The organism is Pseudomonas sp. m6p, assembly GCF_055760375.1.
In genome coordinates this window covers 4,673,219-4,690,614 of record NZ_CM147084.1, presented here as the reverse complement: position 1 = coordinate 4,690,614, position 17,396 = coordinate 4,673,219, and the positions used below count along the sequence as shown (strand labels likewise).

Annotated in this window: 15 protein-coding genes and 1 tRNA gene; 2 read left to right on the top strand and 14 right to left on the bottom strand. The window is 60.2% G+C overall.

The genetic code is table 11. From position 1 onward, the window contains the following. Positions 1 to 36: 36 nt before the first annotated feature. The 5 genes from ACYZUM_RS21300 to ACYZUM_RS21280 all read right to left on the bottom strand — a co-directional run bounded on the left by ACYZUM_RS21300 (position 37) and on the right by ACYZUM_RS21280 (position 5,487). The gene (locus ACYZUM_RS21300; RefSeq protein WP_108184431.1) at positions 37 to 1,491 is read right to left on the bottom strand and encodes an amidase; all 1,455 of its coding nucleotides are present in this window, start codon (positions 1,489 to 1,491) and stop codon (positions 37 to 39) included. A gap of 61 nt (positions 1,492 to 1,552) precedes the next feature. After that, positions 1,553 to 2,599, bottom strand: a complete 1,047-nt coding sequence (locus ACYZUM_RS21295) for an ABC transporter substrate-binding protein (protein ID WP_142579989.1) — start codon at positions 2,597 to 2,599, stop codon at positions 1,553 to 1,555. A 27-nt stretch (positions 2,600 to 2,626) separates the two neighbouring features. Then, positions 2,627 to 3,433: an ABC transporter permease gene (locus ACYZUM_RS21290; RefSeq protein ID WP_108183783.1), complete on the bottom strand. Its 807-nt coding sequence runs from the start codon at positions 3,431 to 3,433 to the stop codon at positions 2,627 to 2,629. Beyond that, entirely contained in the window at positions 3,433 to 4,353 is a 921-nt protein-coding gene (locus ACYZUM_RS21285) for an ABC transporter permease (protein ID WP_108183782.1), read from the bottom strand. Before ACYZUM_RS21285 ends, ACYZUM_RS21290 begins: the two co-directional genes overlap by 1 nt. A 15-nt stretch (positions 4,354 to 4,368) precedes the next feature. Next, entirely contained in the window at positions 4,369 to 5,487 is a 1,119-nt protein-coding gene (locus tag ACYZUM_RS21280) for an ABC transporter ATP-binding protein (protein WP_108183781.1), read from the bottom strand. A 227-nt stretch (positions 5,488 to 5,714) separates the two neighbouring features. Here ACYZUM_RS21280 and ACYZUM_RS21275 point away from each other — a divergent pair, with 227 nt between their 5' ends. Next, positions 5,715 to 6,617: a LysR substrate-binding domain-containing protein gene (locus ACYZUM_RS21275; RefSeq protein ID WP_047296518.1), complete on the top strand. Its 903-nt coding sequence runs from the start codon at positions 5,715 to 5,717 to the stop codon at positions 6,615 to 6,617. On the opposite strand, the gene ACYZUM_RS21270 is transcribed toward ACYZUM_RS21275, so the two are convergent. Further along, on the bottom strand, positions 6,610 to 8,667 hold the full coding sequence (locus ACYZUM_RS21270) for a methyl-accepting chemotaxis protein (RefSeq protein ID WP_108183780.1): 2,058 nt from the start codon (positions 8,665 to 8,667) through the stop codon (positions 6,610 to 6,612). The two genes, ACYZUM_RS21275 and ACYZUM_RS21270, sit on opposite strands and share 8 nt — an antisense overlap. Before the next feature lie 440 nt (positions 8,668 to 9,107). Between ACYZUM_RS21270 and ACYZUM_RS21265 the strand changes: the two genes are divergently transcribed. After that, entirely contained in the window at positions 9,108 to 10,325 is a 1,218-nt protein-coding gene (locus tag ACYZUM_RS21265; RefSeq protein ID WP_041072489.1) for an MFS transporter, read from the top strand. 95 nt (positions 10,326 to 10,420) lie between these two features. On the opposite strand, the gene ychF is transcribed toward ACYZUM_RS21265, so the two are convergent. The 8 genes from ychF to ACYZUM_RS21225 form a co-directional block, all read right to left on the bottom strand. Continuing rightward, positions 10,421 to 11,521: a redox-regulated ATPase YchF gene (gene ychF / locus ACYZUM_RS21260; RefSeq protein WP_041072487.1), complete on the bottom strand. Its 1,101-nt coding sequence runs from the start codon at positions 11,519 to 11,521 to the stop codon at positions 10,421 to 10,423. Positions 11,522 to 11,543: 22 nt separating this feature from the next. Further along, positions 11,544 to 12,128 (bottom strand): aminoacyl-tRNA hydrolase, encoded by a 585-nt coding sequence (pth, locus tag ACYZUM_RS21255; RefSeq protein ID WP_108183779.1) that lies wholly within the window; start codon positions 12,126 to 12,128, stop codon positions 11,544 to 11,546. 169 nt (positions 12,129 to 12,297) lie between these two features. Beyond that, the gene (locus tag ACYZUM_RS21250) at positions 12,298 to 12,900 is read right to left on the bottom strand and encodes a 50S ribosomal protein L25/general stress protein Ctc (RefSeq protein ID WP_007967646.1); all 603 of its coding nucleotides are present in this window, start codon (positions 12,898 to 12,900) and stop codon (positions 12,298 to 12,300) included. Between the two features lie 141 nt (positions 12,901 to 13,041). Then, positions 13,042 to 13,983: a ribose-phosphate pyrophosphokinase gene (locus ACYZUM_RS21245; RefSeq protein WP_003171603.1), complete on the bottom strand. Its 942-nt coding sequence runs from the start codon at positions 13,981 to 13,983 to the stop codon at positions 13,042 to 13,044. A 45-nt stretch (positions 13,984 to 14,028) separates the two neighbouring features. After that, positions 14,029 to 14,103, bottom strand: a tRNA-Gln gene (locus ACYZUM_RS21240). 37 nt (positions 14,104 to 14,140) lie between these two features. After that, positions 14,141 to 14,992, bottom strand: coding sequence for a 4-(cytidine 5'-diphospho)-2-C-methyl-D-erythritol kinase (gene ispE, locus ACYZUM_RS21235; RefSeq protein ID WP_003228157.1), 852 nt, complete (start codon positions 14,990 to 14,992; stop codon positions 14,141 to 14,143). A gap of 3 nt (positions 14,993 to 14,995) precedes the next feature. Beyond that, the gene (gene lolB, locus ACYZUM_RS21230) at positions 14,996 to 15,613 is read right to left on the bottom strand and encodes a lipoprotein insertase outer membrane protein LolB (RefSeq protein ID WP_041072477.1); all 618 of its coding nucleotides are present in this window, start codon (positions 15,611 to 15,613) and stop codon (positions 14,996 to 14,998) included. Between the two features lie 3 nt (positions 15,614 to 15,616). Continuing rightward, positions 15,617 to 17,341, bottom strand: coding sequence for a tetratricopeptide repeat protein (locus ACYZUM_RS21225; protein WP_108183778.1), 1,725 nt, complete (start codon positions 17,339 to 17,341; stop codon positions 15,617 to 15,619). Positions 17,342 to 17,396: the final 55 nt, after the last annotated feature.

Here is a 17,396-nt window from a genome sequence, read left to right as displayed (position 1 = left end):
AAAAATTTTTTCTACGCTTTCAACCGTTTATCAAAATTACTGGCTCAGCAGGGGCGAAGGGCAGCGTTCGAACCAGCGGCTGGCCTGTTCATAGGCGTGCGCCAGTTGCAGAACCGCGAAGTCGGCCTGGTGCCGGCCGATGATCTGCAGCCCCATCGGCAACCCCTGCGCATTGAATCCGGCCTGAACGCTCGCCACCGGGCAACCCGACAGCGTGCCGGGGATGACTACCTCCATCCAGCGGTGATACGTGTCCATGCTCACGCCCTCGATAGACGTCGGCCAAGGCTGGGTTTTATCGAACGGGAAGACCTGTGCACTGGGCAGCAGCAGGTAATCGTAGCGTTCGAACAACCGGGAAATCGCCCGATACCAATCGCTGCGCACCACCGACGCGGCGAACACTTCGCTCGCCGAAAGCTTCAGGCCGTTTTCCACTTCCCAGCAGGCTTCCGGTTTCAGCAGCTCGCGCTTCTGTGGATCAGCATAAGTTGAGCCCAGCGACCCCGCGACCATCCAGTGCCGCAACGTCCGCCAACTGCTCCACAACCGCTCAGGCGCGAACCCCGGCTGAACGGATTCAACGTGGCAGCCAAGGCTTTCAAAGTCGGCAAAGGTCTTCTCGCACAGCGACAGAACGCCGTTTTCCATCGGCAGATAACCATTGAAGTCTCCCAGCCAACCCAATCGCGTGCCCTTGAAATCACGCTCCAGCGGCGCGGCAAAGACCTCTCCGGATTCAGCGATGGACAACGGTGCCCGGGCATCGCCCCCAGCCTGCGCCGACAGCAGCAACGCCGCGTCGCGCACGCTGCGGGCCATCGGTCCTTCATAGCCAAGTTGATCGAAAAACAGATCGGCACTGTCATCAAACGGCACGCGGCCCTGAGACGGGCGGAAACCAAAGATATTGTTGAACGCCGCCGGGTTGCGCAGCGAACCCATCATGTCGCTGCCATCGGCCACTGGCACCAGATGCATCGCCAGCGCCGCTGCTGCGCCGCCGCTGCTGCCACCGGCGGTTTTGCTCGGGTCATAAGCGCAGCCGGTAGCACCGAACAGTGTGTTATAGCTCTGCGAACCGAGGCCGAATTCCGGGGTGTTGGTCTTGCCGATGATGATCGCGCCGGCAGCCTTGATCCGCTCGACCATAATGCCGTCGCGCTCGGGAATAAAGTCCTTGAACAACGGTGAGCCGAGCGTGGTGCGGATGCCTTGGGTCAGCGACAGATCCTTGATCGCGTGGGGCAGGCCGTGCATCCAGCCACGGTATTCGCCACGCGCCAGTTCGGCATCGCGCGCATCGGCCTGGGCCAGCAGAACATCCGGTGCCTGCAGGCTGATCAACGCGTTGACCTGCGGGTTGAAGCGTTCGATATGGGCAAGATAAGTCTGCATCACTTCGCGGCAGGACACCTGGCGCAGGCGGATGCGGTCGGCGAGTGCGTGGGCCTGTAAAAGGACCAGTTCGCTGATGTTATTGGAGTTCATGACAACGGCGCCTTTCAGACGGCTGAAGAAACGCCCCGGCGTCATGCCGGGGCGGCAGGAATCAACGCATCAGGTTGGTCCAGAGACGGTCAGCGAGGCGGATGGCGCCTTCGCCGCAGGTCTTGCTGAACACCACGTGAGTACCCTCGGGAATGTGCAATTCCGGCGCGTCCTTGAGCGCCGCATCGAGGAACGGTTCGACGCCTTTGATCGGGCTCTGGTGCTTGAGGAAGTTCTGGGTCATCGCCGCGTTCTCCGGCTGGCTGAGGAAGGCGATGAACGCCTTGGCATTCGCCGGGTTCTTGCTGCCGGTGGGGATGACCATGTTGTCGACCCAGGCCAGTACGCCTTCTTTCGGGTACAGGTATTTCAGGCTCGGTTTCATCTCGCGGGCGCGCATCGATGAGCCGCCCCAGAACATCGACATGTCGATTTCACCCGAGGCGAGGTTTTCGCGGATCGAGCCGGCCTTGGAGCTGTAAGTCTTTACGAACGGCTTCTGCGCCTTGAGCAGCGTCAGCACTTGTTGCATCTGTTTCGGGTCTTCACTGCACAGCGGAACATTCAGATAGAGGCTGGCCATGTCGACCATCTCACTGGTCGAGTCGAACATGTTGATCCGCCCCTGCAACTCGGCTGGCGGCTCGTATAAAACCTTGTAGCTGTCAGTCGGGCCTTTGTAGCGCGCGGTGTCGAGGACCACGCTGGTGGTGCCCCAGATGAATGGCACCGAGTACGCGCCCTCCGGGTCCCAACTCGGTTTTTTCAGGTTATCCACAACGCTGGCGTAGTACGGCTCCATGACCGGGTCGAAGCGCTCCAACAGGTTTTCCTTGATCAGGATCGGGATGAACTGGTGCGAAGGAATCGCCACGTCATACCCGGCGCCACCCTGTTTCAGTTTGGCCAGCAGGGTCTCGTTGGAGTCGTAGGAATCGACGGTGACTTCGATGCCGGTCTGCTTCTGGAACTTGGCGAGAATCTCCGGCGAGAAGTACCCGCTCCAGCTCACCACATTGAGTTTTTCCGCGGCCTGAACGCTGCCGGTCATCGCCAGCGGCACAGTCAGGAACAACGCAGTGCCGACGCTTTTTATCCACTTGCTCATGCTATTTCCCCACAGTTCTTGGAAGGTTCAGGCGTTCTTTTTGCCCAGCAGGTAAGAGAGACTCACAAACAGCACCGAGACGCCGAGGATCAGGGTCGACACGGCGTTGACGTCGGGTGTCACGCCCATGCGCAACAGGCCGAAGATGAAGATCGGCAGCGTTGTCGTACCGGCCTGGGCGACCATCATCGAGATCACGAAGTTATCCAGCGAGACGATGAAGGCCAGCATCAGCCCGGAAAAAATTCCCGGCATCAGCAGCGGCAAGGTCACCTTGCGGAAGGTCCGCCACGGGCCGGCATACAGGTCGGCCGAGGCTTGTTCCAGCGACAGGTCCATGTCGTTGAGGCGCGCGCGAATCGGCAGGTAGGCGAACGGAATGCAGAACACCGTATGGGCGATGATCAAGTTGCCGTAGCCCAGCGACAGGCCAATGGTCGAGAACAGCGCCAGCGTGGCCACACCGACGACAATTTCCGGCAGCACCAGCGGCAACATGATTGCGCCCATCGACAATTGCAGGCCCTTGAACTTGGCGCCGCGTGAGGTGCCGAGGGCGGCGAGGGTGGCAATCGCCGTGGCGATCATGCTCGCGCAGACCGCGATCAACAGGCTGTTGCCAGCGGCCTGACGCAAGGCTTGATTGGCGAACGCGGCGCGATACCAGTCGAGGCTGAAGCCGCTCCACACCGTCGCGGATTGGTTGGCGTTGAACGAGAACACCACCAGCACCACGATCGGCGCGTACAGGTACAGATAGAACAGGAAGCTGAAGCCGCCGAAACCGGGGAAGTCCTGCACGCCCAGCCCTTTGCGTTTGAATAGCGCGAGCATCACGCACCTCCTTTGGCGATGCGCTGGCGCTCGGCGCGCAGGGCATACACGATCAAGACCAGCATCACGGCGGCCATCAGCACCAGCGACAGCGCGGCGCCGAACGGCCAGTTACGTGCATCGCTGAACTGCCGGAAAATCAGGTTGCCGAGCATCATCCGCGTGCCGCCACCGAGCAGTTCCGGGGCGATCATCGCGCCCAGGCACGGCACGAACGTGAGGATGGCGCCGGCGAGAATTCCCGGTTTGGCGATCGGCAACACCACTTTGCGCAAGGTGCGCACGCGGCCGGCGTACAGATCCTGAGCCGCTTCGAGCAAGCGAATGTCCATCTTTTCCAGCGTGGCGTAGATCGGCAGCACCACGAACGGCGCATAGGTATAAACCAGCCCCAGCAGCACTGCGCCGTCGGTGTACAACAGCTGCAACGGCTCATGGATGACGCCCATGCCCATCAAGCTGTTGTTGATCACCCCGGTGTTGCGCAGCAGCAGAATCCACGCGTAGGTGCGGATCAGCAGGTTGGCCCAGAACGGCACGGTGATCAGGAAGATCAGCAGGCCACGCCGATGCGCCGGTTGCATCGCCAGCCACACCGCGACCGGGAAGCCGATCAACAGCGTGATGAGTGTGGTCAGCCCGGCAATGCCGACCGAGCGCAAGGCGATGATCAGGTAGGAGTCGGCAAAGGCCAGGCTGTCGTCCATCTGCCGTTCGAACAACAACGAGGTGTAGGCATCGGTGCTGAAGACTTTATTGACCCCTCCGTAGGGGTTGGCTTCCATCAGCGAATAGCCGATGACGATCAGGATCGGCACCAGCAGAAACAGGCCGATGGCGACCAGCGCCGGGCTGACTCCGAGAAAACTCTGGAAAGCCTTGCGGCGTTCCAGCGTGTTGGTAATCGGTAAGGTGTGCATGGCAACTCCTCAGGCTCAGTCGTGCAGGACGCTGGCGCTTCCCCGGTCGAACAGCAGACCGGCCTGAGAACCGACGGCAAAGCGCAGGCTCTGGTCGACGCAGTTGGGCGTGCGCACGGTGAGGCGCGAGCCGTCGCCGAGGCTGACCTGGTATTGCAGGTCGGTGCCGAGGTAGATCTGCGCATCGATCCGGCACGGCAGCGCGGCCTCGGTCGCGGCGGGCACCAGATGCAGGCGCTCGGGGCGCACAGATAACGTCACGCTGGCGCCGACCGTCACATCGCTGCACGCTTGCGCCGGCAGCGGATGCCCGGCCGGCCCGGCGAACCAGGCCATGCCGTCCTCGATCTTCTTCACCGTGCCCTGGATGAAGTTGGTCTCGCCGATGAAGTCGGCGACGAAGCGGTTGCGCGGGCGTTCGTAAATATCTTCCGGGCGGCCGACCTGCTGCACTTCGCCCTCGGACAACACGGCGATGCGGTCGGACATGGTCAGCGCTTCTTCCTGGTCGTGGGTGACGAAGATGAAGGTGATGCCGGTCTTGGCCTGAATCGATTTCAGCTCTTCGCGCATGGCCTGGCGCAGCTTCAGATCGAGCGCGGAAAGGGGTTCGTCGAGCAGCAATACTTTCGGATGCGGTGCCAGGGCGCGGGCGAGGGCGACGCGTTGTTGCTGGCCACCGGACAACTGCGCTGGCTTGCGATTGGCGAAGCGCTCCATCTGCACCAGCGCGAGCATCTCCAGCACGCGCTCGGCGATTTGCGCTTTGTTCAGCACCTTGCCCATCGGCTGCGATTCGAGGCCGAAGGCCAGGTTCTCGGCGATGGTCATGTGCGGGAACAGCGCGTAATGCTGGAACACCGTGTTGACCGGGCGCTGGAACGGCGGTCGGTCGGCGATGTTTTCGCCGTACAGCAGGATCTCGCCTTCGGTAGGAAACTCGAAGCCGGCGATCATCCGCAGCAGGGTGGTCTTGCCGCAACCGGAAGGGCCGAGCAGGGTGAAGAATTCGTTGTCGCGGATGTCCAGGTCGATGTTTTTCAACGCCACCGGACCGGTGTTCGGGTCACCGTAAACCTTGCGTACCGAGCGGATCGACACCGCCAGCGTTTGCAGCGAATGCAGGGCATTCATGCGTTACCTCCGATTCCCCCATCGCCTGCGAGTGCGCTGTGAATCAGCGACGTCGTCGGGCCATGGATATTATTTTTCTGGGCAGGATCGAGATTGCGTACGGGGTGAAACCAGCTGTTTTATTGTTCTGCTGTGGCTCGATTATCAGCCAGTGCTTGCGTGAGGCGACACTTCAATTTAAACATGGCAGCTGTTAGTTAATTTAACAGCCAAAGGTGCCAGGAATCATGCCCGACCACCGTTTGCCGCCGCTCAACGCGGTGCGTGCATTTGATGCCGCCGCGCGTCTGGGCAGCTATGTCGAGGCTTCGAAAGCCTTGCACGTGACCCAGCCAGCGATTGGCCGGCACGTGAAGTTGCTGGAGGACTGGCTGGGCATTCAGCTGTTCGAACGCACCTCGCGCGGGGTCAATTTGACGCCGGCGGGTGAGAAGTACCACCGCAAGATCAGCGCGGCGTTGCAGTTGATCATTGAAGCCGGCAAGGAGGCGCGGCCGAAAGATGCCGAGCGCTGGTTGCGGATCATGGTGGTGCCGGGGTTTGCCAAGCGCTGGTTGATGCCAAGGATCGAAACCCTGCGGCATCTGCGACCGGGATTGAAACTGGCGATCGAGCCAAACTCGACCTTCACCGAAGTCGACGGCAAAAGTGCCGATCTGGGCATTGTCTATGGCCTCGACGGGCAGTACGCCGACTCCCGTGCAGCATTGATCTGCCCGCGAGTGTTTCCGATCTGCACCCCGCAATACCTCGCCAGCATCGAGCCTGTGATCGGCCCGGCAGATCTGGTTCGCCATGAACTGATCCACGTCGATGACGGCGAGTGGTGGAACCTGTGGTTCGCCGCCAACGAGCTGGATATTCACCTCAATTCCGACATGCTTTACGTCAACAACGATCACGCGCTGTCGGTGGCCGAGAGCGGGCAGGGCATTGCTTTGGCCAATGAAGTGCTGGTTCGCGAGGAGCTCAAGTCCGGCAAACTGGTGCGCGCGGTGGACGCGCAGGTGAAGCTGGAAAGCTACCGGGTCCTCACGCCGTCCGCCGAGTTCTCGGCGGATGTGGCGTGGTTTATCCAGTGGCTGAAGACCGAGCTGGAAGCGGACTTCCCCGAAGCCGTGATCAGCTGAGGCGGAAGCGTGCGGTGTTGTCGCTCAGAGCCTTGCTGCCCTGACTCAGGGTATCCGCCGCGAGATTCACTGCGCGGGCGCCTTCAAGCAGACGCACCGCGGCCTGATCGACCTGCTGGATATTGCCGCTGACCTCATCGGCGGTGCTCGCCTGTTCTTCCACGGCGGTGGCGATCTGCGCCAGGGTGTCAGTGACACTCTGCACCGCGCTGGCGATTTCGCCGAGACGTTCACCAAGACCGGTCACGGCGTCGGCATCCGATTGCGCCTGACCGCAGGCGGCTTCCATCAGGCTCACCGCCTCGTTGACCGTGGCGCGCAGGCTGTCGACGGTGCCGGCGATCTGCGCGGTGGATGACTGGGTGCGCTGCGACAGGCTGCGCACTTCATCGGCGACCACGGCAAAGCCGCGTCCCTGTTCGCCAGCGCGTGCGGCCTCAATGGCGGCGTTGAGCGCGAGCAAGTTGGTCTGCTCGGCGACGCCACGGATGGTGTCGACCACCAGTTGAATCTGCTGCCCTTGCTCGCTGACACGACCGAGTGCCGCTGCGGTGTCGTTCAGCCGTTGGTTGAGTTGCTGAATGCTCGCCGTGGTGCGCTGGCTGTCGCGGCTGCTGTCGGCAGCGATGCGCCGGGTCTGTTGGGCGCTGCTGGAGGCCTGTTCGCAACTCTGCGCCACACCTTGCGAAGTGGCGGCCAGTTGCGTCGCAGCGGCGGCGATCTGGCTGATCTGTAACTGCTGCGCTTCGACTTCGCTCAGCGCGCCGCTGGAATGATCGTTGAGGCTGCGCACCGCGTGGCTCAGTTGCGAGGTTTCGTGATCGACCCCGAGCATGCTGGCGCGCAGTTGCACCACCGCGACGTTGAGCGCGGTGCTGATCGCCGCCAGCTCATCGCGGCCCACCACGGGCACTTGCAGGCTCAGGTTGCCGTCACGCAGGGCTTCGGCAAGCAGGGTAATGCCGCTGGCGCTGCGGCGGATCGAGGCTTGCAGGCAGACGAACAGGTACAACGCCGCCAGCAACAGGCAACCGAACACCGCGGCGACCACGATGAACTGGCGAATCGCCGAAGCGTGGTAAGCGTCCAGGCGCTGATCCAGCGACAGCAGTGATTGCTGGCGCAACGAGGCGAGATCGCCCAGCAGAGCATCAAGGTTGCGTTCGAAGTCTTCCGGTTTGAGTGTAATGCTGCCGCCAAACACGCCGTCATCCAGCACCTTCAACCCGGCATCAAGGCGCTTGAGGCTGTCGTGATACTGACCGGCCCAGGTGTGCAAATCGCTCGGCAGACGCGCTTCGAGCAGGCCTGCGGTTTTGACAAGCTGTTCGCGGGCGTCGCCGATGCGGCCACGCAGATCGCGCAACTGCAAGCGACTCTGCAAAGTGAATTGTCCCGAGACCACCGAAGCCTGGCCGACGGCGGCGAGGCGGCCCACGCGCTCGATCAGATCCGGTGCGTGCTGTGTGGAGATCTGCGTCAGCAGATAGGTTTCCAGCCATGGCGCCAGCGTCAGGCGGTTGTCCATGACGATTTGCTCGCGCAACGCTTGCAGGGCGCTGAGGGCGTTGGTGAAGCGGTCGTAACCGTCCGGCCACCAGCCGACGCTGCTCAGGCTTTTCGAGTCCAGACCACCGAGCGCGGTTTGCAGGGCTTGATAGCGGGCGAGGGTTTCGCCTTCGGCGCCTTCCTTGTTCAGCGCGTTGCCCAGATCGCTGGTGGCTTGCTGGAGGGCCGGTTGCACGGCGTCAAATGCAGCCATGGCGGCGAGGGTGGCCGGGGTCGGCTGGCGATTGGTTTCGGTGGCGCGCCAACGGGCGGCGCGGTCACGCTGGGCGGCGAGCAGGTTGTCCAGGGCATCGAGGCTGAGCAACTGGCGCACGCCGGCACGCTCACCGGCAATCAGATTGAGCTTGTCGCGATAGTCCTGACCAATCATCAACAGGCTGCCGGCCAACGGCAGAATGAACAGCAGAAACAACAGCTGAAATTTACGCGCGAAGCCAAACCGCCCCAGCAATTTGATCCCCGGTGAAAGGAAAGCCTGCATGCCCCATGACTCCTCTGGACACCACGCACCAACGGCGTGCATCGCGGTCGTGCGACCTCGATGTTGTGCCCTGCTAAAAGGCCTCGAAAGTTCACTCTCGCCCGCTCGGTAGGCCGGCTCTGTAGCGAAACTTCCCATTCTCGGCGACCTTTGTAAGGCCGCCGCGTTCGAGGGGAGAAGCAAGGCAAGATTCAGACCATGGCGTTGAGCTATCACCTATCCCATGTAGGAGCTGCCGAAGGCTGCGATCTTTTGATCTTGATCTTGATCTTGATCTTAAAAACAAAGATCAAAAGATCGCAGCCTTCGGCAGCTCCTACAGAGATTGGTTTGTTATTCGGTTGATTAGTTAGCTGGCTAAGGGGATGGCGTTGGTGCACCGAAAAATGGCACATTGACGCACCTGCCCGCGTGCACCCATCTGCTGTACGGAAACTTCCATGGCTATCAGCAACGCTCAGACCGCCGCTGCCTCGGCGTCCTCTCCTTCCCAAAGCAGCCCGTTGGTGATGCGTATCATCGGCGCGGTGGCGCTGGCGCATTTGATCAACGACCTGATTCAGTCAGTGCTGCCGTCGATCTATCCGATGCTCAAAGCCAACTATGGCTTGAGCTTCACTCAGGTCGGGCTGATCACGCTGACCTTCCAGTTGACCGCATCGCTGCTGCAGCCGTGGGTCGGTTATCACACTGACCGCCATCCAAAACCGTGGCTGTTGCCGGCGGGCTCGATCTGCACGCTGATCGGCATCGTGATGATGTCGGTGGTCGGCAGTTTTCCATTGATTCTGCTGGCGGCGGCATTGATCGGTATCGGTTCCTCGACCTTTCATCCCGAAGCCTCGCGAATTGCCCGGCTGGCCTCGGGTGGACGCTTTGGTCTGGCGCAATCGACCTTTCAGGTCGGCGGTAACGCAGGCTCTGCATTCGGCCCGTTGCTGGCGGCGGCGATCATCATTCCGTTCGGTCAGGGCAACGTGGCGTGGTTCGGTCTGTTCGCGGTGTTTGCGCTGTTCGTGCTGTACCGCATCAGTCGCTGGTACGCCCATCACTTGAACCTGTTCAAGCTCAAGGCCGGGCAGGCGGCGACTCACGGGCTGTCGAAGGGCAGGGTGATCAGTGCGCTGGTGGTGCTCGGCTTGCTGGTGTTTTCCAAGTATTTCTACATGGCCAGCCTCACCAGCTATTTCACCTTCTACCTGATCGAGAAGTTTGACCTGTCGGTGGCCAGTTCGCAGTTGCACCTGTTCCTGTTTCTCGGTGCGGTGGCGGCGGGGACGTTCTTTGGCGGGCCGATTGGCGACAAGATCGGGCGTAAAGCGGTGATCTGGTTTTCGATCCTCGGCGTGGCACCGTTCACCTTGCTGATGCCGCACGTCGATCTGTTCTGGACCTCTGTCCTCAGTGTGGTGATCGGCTTCATCCTCGCCTCGGCGTTCTCGGCGATTGTGGTTTACGCGCAGGAACTGGTGCCGGGTAATGTCGGGATGATTGCCGGGGTGTTCTTCGGCTTGATGTTCGGTTTTGGCGGGATCGGTGCGGCGTTGCTCGGGCATCTGGCGGATGTGCACGGGATTGAGTACGTGTATTTCCTGTGCTCGTTTTTGCCGTTGTTTGGCGTGCTGGCGATCTTCTTGCCACGCACTAAAAAGGCCTGACCCCACATCGCTCCCACAGGGGAAATATGTTCAGCAGTAAATTTCAGGCACAAAAAAGCCGCGTATCAAACGCGGCTTTTTCTTGGACGTAACGCTTACACGTTGAAGCGGAAGTGCATCACGTCGCCGTCCTTGACGATGTAGTCCTTGCCTTCCAGGCGCCATTTACCGGCTTCCTTGGCACCGGCTTCGCCCTTGTACTGGATGAAGTCGTTGTAGGCGATGACTTCGGCGCGGATGAAGCCTTTCTCGAAGTCGGTGTGGATCACGCCGGCAGCTTGGGGTGCGGTGGCACCGACGCGGACGGTCCAGGCGCGGACTTCTTCGACGCCGGCGGTGAAGTAAGTCTGCAGGTGCAGCATTTCGTAGCCGGCACGGATCACGCGGTTCAGGCCAGGCTCTTCCAGGCCCAGGGCCTCGAGGAACATGTCTTTCTCTTCGCCGTCTTCGAGCTCGGCGATTTCCGCTTCGATCTTGTTGCACACCGGAACCACCATGGCGCCTTCTTCTTCGGCGATGGCCTTGACCACGTCCAGGTGCGGGTTGTTCTCGAAACCGTCTTCAGCGACGTTGGCGATGTACATGACCGGTTTGGTGGTCAGCAGGTGGAAGCCCTTGATGATCGCCTTCTCGTCGGCGCTCATGTTCTTCATCAGGCTGCGCGCAGGCTTGCCTTCGGTGAAGTGAGGGATCAATTGCTCCAGCAGGGCTTTCTGAGCCACTGCGTCCTTGTCACCACCCTTGGCATTGCGCGCGACTTTCTGCAGTTGCTTCTCGCAGCTGTCGAGGTCGGCGAAGATCAGTTCCAGGTCGATGATTTCGATGTCGCGCTTCGGGTTGACGCTGTTGGACACGTGAATCACGTTGTCGTCTTCGAAGCAGCGCACCACGTGAGCGATGGCGTCGGTTTCACGGATGTTGGCCAGGAACTTGTTGCCCAGACCTTCACCTTTCGAGGCGCCGGCCACCAGGCCTGCGATGTCGACGAATTCCATGGTGGTCGGCAGGATGCGTTTCGGATTGACGATGGCCGCCAGAGCGTCCAGACGCGGATCCGGCATCGGCACGATGCCGCTGTTCGGCTCGATGGTGCAGAAGGGGAAGTTCTCGGCCGCGATACCGGATTTGGTCAGGGCGTTGAACAGGGTGGACTTGCCGACGTTAGGCAGGCCGACGATGCCGCAATTGAATCCCATGGTGTTTCCCCTCGGATTAGAGTCAGGCCTTCTGGCTGTGCAGGTTTTTCATCGCGCGGTTCCATTCACCGGCGAGGATATCCGGCAGCACGCCGAGGGCAAAGTCGATGCTGGCATCGAGTTTTTCCTGTTCGGCGCGTGGCGCACGACCCAGGACGAAATTTGAAACCATACTGGCGACGCCCGGGTGGCCGATGCCAAGCCGCAGGCGGTAGAACGTATTCTGATTGCCCAGTTGCGCGATGATGTCGCGCAACCCGTTGTGACCGCCATGGCCGCCGCCCTGCTTGAGCTTGGCGACGCCAGGAGGCAGGTCGAGTTCGTCGTGCGCCACCAGGATTTCTTCAGGCTTGATGCGGAAGAAACCGGCGAGTGCCGCCACGGCCTGGCCGCTGCGGTTCATGTAGGTGGTGGGAATCAGCAGACGAACATCCTGACCCTGATACGAGTAGCGCCCGGTCAGGCCGAAATATTTGCGATCGGCCACAAGGTTCACACCTTGTGCGGCAGCGATGCGCTCAACAAAAAGGGCCCCTGCGTTATGCCGGGTCTGTTCGTATTCAGCGCCTGGATTTCCCAGGCCAACGATCAGTTTGATGGCAGTCACGATAGGGGCCCTTCCTTGGAGTGGTGGTTGACATCGCCGCGATCAGTGAAGGCGGCGAAAGTGGACGAAAATTGCTCATTTACCATGAATGTAAACTCCGCGTTCCCGCCCGCTTTCTCGCTACGTTCCAGTCCGCGATGTTTCACTCACTCCGACGAACAGAGTGAAATTACTCTGCTGCGCCTTCTTCGGTAGCTTCTGGAGCAACACGTGGAGCGTGGACGTTGGCTACTGCCTTGTCATCGCCGTGTGCCAGAGCAACGAACTCGACACCTTTAGGAGCTTTGAGGTCCGACAGGTGAACGATGGTGCCGATTTCAGCGTTAGCCAGGTCGACTTCGATGAACTCAGGCAGGTCTTTTGGCAGGCAGGAAACTTCGATCTCGGCAACAACGTGCGAGATTTCGCCGCCTTTCTTCACTGGAGCAGCTTCGTTGATGAAGTGCACAGGAACGATAGCGGTCAGTTTCTGGCCAGCGACAACGCGTACGAAGTCAGCGTGCATCACGTGGCCTTTGGCCGGGTGACGTTGCAGTGCCTTGATCACGACGTTTTGTTTCTTGCCACCAACGTTCAGCTCGATGATGTGGCTGTAAGCCGCTTCGTTTTCGAGCAGTTTGGCAACTTCTTTGGCCAGCATGCTGATGGATTCAGGGGCTTTGTCGCCACCGTAAACAACAGCTGGAACCAGAGCGGCGAGACGACGCAGGCGGCGGCTCGCACCTTTCCCCAGGTCGGAACGCACTTCAGCATTCAGAGTAAAATCGTTCATTTTGTATCTCCAAAATAGCCATGACCGAGCGGCGTTTGCGACCAGCGCCAAACACGGTATGGGCAAAAAAGCCCCGCCCCGACAGGTATGCCGGGGCGGGGCGCTTTTCGTCAACGAGACATTTCGAGAAGGGCAGGGCCCTTAACGGAACATCGCGCTGATCGATTCTTCATTGCTGATGCGGCGAACCGCTTCGGCAACAACCGGTGCGATATCCAGTTGACGGATACGTGCACAGGCTTGTGCTGCAGCGGACAGCGGGATGGTGTTAGTCACCACCAGCTCGTCCAGCACGGAATTTTCGATATTCTCGATGGCCCGACCCGACAGCACAGGGTGTGTGCAGTAGGCAAAGACCTTGGCTGCGCCATGCTCTTTCAAGGCCTTGGCCGCGTGGCACAGAGTGCCGGCGGTATCGACCATGTCATCGACCAGAATGCAGGTACGCCCTTCGACATCACCGATGATATGCATCACTTCAGAGTGATTGGCTTTCTCACGGCGTTTGTCGATGATCCCGAGATCCACGCCCAAGGATTTGGCAACGGCACGTGCACGCACGACGCCACCAATGTCCGGGGACACGATCATCAGGTTTTCGAAGCGCTGATCTTCAATATCATCCACCAGAACCGGGGAACCGTAGATGTTATCTACCGGAATATCGAAGAAGCCCTGAATCTGGTCAGCATGCAGATCAACCGTGAGCACACGGTCGATGCCGACTACGGTAAGCATGTCAGCAACGACTTTCGCGCTGATAGCCACACGTGCGGAACGCGGACGGCGATCCTGACGGGCATAACCAAAATAAGGAATAACAGCAGTGATACGAGTAGCCGAGGAGCGGCGGAAGGCATCAGCCATCACTACCAGTTCCATCAGGTTATCGTTGGTCGGGGCGCAAGTCGGCTGAATAATGAAAACGTCTTTACCGCGAACGTTTTCATTGATCTCGGCAGTAATTTCGCCGTCGGAAAACTTGCCGACAGAGATGTCACCGAGAGGGATATGCAGCTGACGTACAACACGCCGAGCCAGATCGGGGTTAGCGTTCCCCGTAAAGACCATCATCTTGGACACGCGCAGTACCTAGAGGCTGAGGGTAACCTGGATGAGTATAGAAAATGGCAGGGGCGGCTGGATTCGAACCAACGCATGGCAGGATCAAAACCTGCTGCCTTACCGCTTGGCGACGCCCCTGTATCTGTTGCTTCAAGTGCCTGGCACTTGATTCCTTTTAGAGCAGACTTTGCAGCTTGCGATGCAACATCGAAACGTTGCTTCCTTTTGCTACAAACCCTGTAAGGGTCTCTGTAAGAAGGGCCGAGACTTTATCAGCTTCAGCTTTGCTTGGGAAGCCCCCAAACACACAACTTCCAGTTCCGGTGAGTTTTGCTTCGGTAAATTTACCTAACAAATCCAATGCGTTACGTACCTCTGGATAACGCCTTGCAACCACCGGCAAGCAGTCATTTCGACTGTTTCCCTCGGGAACGGGGCGCACTTTAATGGGCGGCGTGTTACGTGTCAACAAAGGATCGGAAAAAATTTCTGCCGTACTTACAGAGACTTGCGGCACGAGCACCAGATACCACGGTTCTTCGGGGTCGACCGGGGTCAGTTTTTCGCCCACGCCTTCGGCAAATGCCGCGTGACCACGAACGAAAACCGGCACGTCAGCGCCGAGCGAAAGGCCCAGTGCTGCGAGGCGATCTTCATCCCAGCCCAGTTGCCACAGGTGATTGAGACCGAGCAGGGTAGTGGCCGCGTTCGAGCTGCCGCCGCCGATGCCGCCGCCCATGGGCAGCACCTTGTCGATCCAGATGTCGATGCCCAATGTGCAGCCGGACTGTTGCTGAAGCATTTTCGCCGCGCGCACGATCAGGTTGCTGTCGTGGGGCACGCCAGCGAATTCGGTGTGCAGCTGAATCACGCCGTCATCGCGCACGGCGAAGGTGATTTCGTCGCCGTAATCGACAAACTGAAACAGCGTCTGCAGTTCGTGATAACCGTCTGCACGGCGCCCGAGAATGTGCAGCATCAGATTGAGCTTGGCCGGCGACGGCAGCGTCAGACGTGGAGCAGTCATGGATTATTGCCCCAATTTACGCGGTTGCCAGGTTTTGATCACCAGCGTCACGTCCAGATCGGTGCCATGCAGTTTGATCCGCTCGGGCAGCCAGTAACCATTCTGCTCGGCGTAGCTGAGGTACTCGACCTTCCAGCCGTCCTGTTCCAGATTGGCCAGGCGACTGTCGTTATCCAGGGTCAGACGGCTTTTGCTGCTGGGTGCCGGCAGGCCACGAACCCACCAGGCCAGATTCGACACGGGCAACTTCCAGCCCAGTTGCTCTTCGAGCAGCGCTTCCGGTGACTCGGCGTCATAGCGGCCCTGATTGGCGACTTCCAGCGAGACCTTGCCCGGACGCCCGGTCAGACGCGCCGCGCCACGACCCAGCGGGCCGGACAGACGAATGTCGTAATAGTCCTGGCGTTGCAGCCAGAACAGCGTGCCGCTACCGGAATCTTTCGGTGCGCGGATGCCGATCTTGCCGTCGATCTGCCAGCCGTCGAGGCCGGTCAGCTGTTGTTTGTTTGCGGCCCACTGAGCCGGACTGCCGTGGCCCTCGACCGACTCGCGGGCACCGAAGCCCGCGCAACCGGCGAGCAGGGCGATGAAACTGAAAACAATAACGTGGCGCAAAAACATGAGTTAAAGAGTCTCGGATCCGGTCAGGCGCTTGATGGTGCTGCGCAGGATGGTGCTGTCGGGCTGATCCTTGAGGAATTTGCCCCAGACTTGTTTGGCTTCGCGCTGATTGCCCTTGACCCACAGGACTTCGCCCAGGTGCGCGGCGACTTCGTGGTCCGGGAAGCGCTCGAGCGCCTGACGCAGATACTTCTCGGCGTCGTCCAGATTGCCCATGCGGAAATTCACCCAGCCAAGGCTGTCGAGTACCGCCGGGTCTTCCGGATTGATCTGGTGCGCCTGTTCGATCAGGGCTTTGGCTTCTTCATAGCGGGTAGTGCGATCGGACAGGGTGTAGCCCAGCGCATTGAGCGCCATGGCGTTGTCCGGGTCGCGCTTGATGATCAGGCGCAGGTCTTTTTCCATCTGCGCCAAGTCATCGCGTTTTTCCGCGAGCATGGCGCGGGTGTAGAGCAGATTCAGATCGTCCGGGTATTGCTGCAAGGCTTTATCCAGCGTTTTCCAGGCCTTGTCGTCCTGTTTGTTGGCCGACAGGGTTTCGGATTCGATCAGATACAGCTGGATCGCGTAATCCGGCTGGGCATCGCGCTCGGCCGCCAGTTTGCTCTGGGCTTCGGCGGTCTTGCCGTTGTTCATGAGGATGTCGGCCTGACGCAGTTGCGCCGGCAGATAGTCATTGCCCGGGCCGACCTGGGCGTATTCGATCAGTGCGCCCTGTGGATCGTTGCGCTCTTCAGCAATGCGGCCGAGGTTCAGGTGCGCCGAATCGACGTGGCTTTCCCGGGCAATCAGGTCTTCCAGGTAGCCCTTGGCCTCGTCCCAGGCCTTGGCTTCCAGGCAGACCAATGCCAGCGAGTAACGCAGTTCATCGTCTTCGGGGTATTGCTGAACCAGGGTGGAGAACTCGACTTTGGCGTCGTCCATCCGGTCCTGTTCGACCAGGGTGCGCGCATACGTCAGGCGCAGGCGCTTGTCGTCCGGGTATTTCTTGATGCTTTTGCGCAGCAGTGGCAGGGCTTCGTCGCCACGATTCAGGGTTTGCAGCAGACGCGCGCGCAGCAGGATCGGCGCAATCTCGCCTTCTTCCGGCGGGTTGTCTTCGAGCAGTGTCAGGGCGGCTTTATTGTCGCCGTCCTGTTGCAGCAACAGGGCCTTGCCGAAAATCAGCTGACTGTTCTTCGGGTGGCGCTGCAGCAGACGGTCGAAACTTTTCATCAGACCGTTGCGGGTTTCCTGATCGGTATCGGCCGCCGACAGTGCGAGGAAGTCGAAATGAGTGTCGCCCTTGCCCTGCAGGACTTTCTCCATGTAGACCATGGAGTCGTCGTAACGCCCGGCGCGGGCCAGTTGTACGGCGGCGGCGCGTTGCGCTTCGAGGTCGTCCGGGGCGTTTTTTGCCCAGATCAGCGCGGTATCCAGCGCAGGCTGGTCGGCACCGAGGTATTCGGCGATGCGGAACGCGCGCTCGGAAACCCCCGGATCCTGGGTATTGATCGCCTGGGTCACGTAGTTGTCCAGGGCAATGTCGAAACGATTGCGCTGGCCGGCGAGTTCGGCGCTCAGCAGGCTGAAGACGGTTTCCTCGCTGAACGAGCTGTAAACCTTGGGTTTTTCAGGCGCGGGCGTGGTGTCTTCGACCGGCGGGGTACCGTCCGGCGAAACGGGTGCCATGGCCTGGCAGCCGCTGAGGAAGACAAAAGCAAGGAGCAACGCGGAAGATCTATTCATATAGGAGAAGGACGACTAACCTGCGGTCGGATCATCATGACACAAGCCTTCGGTC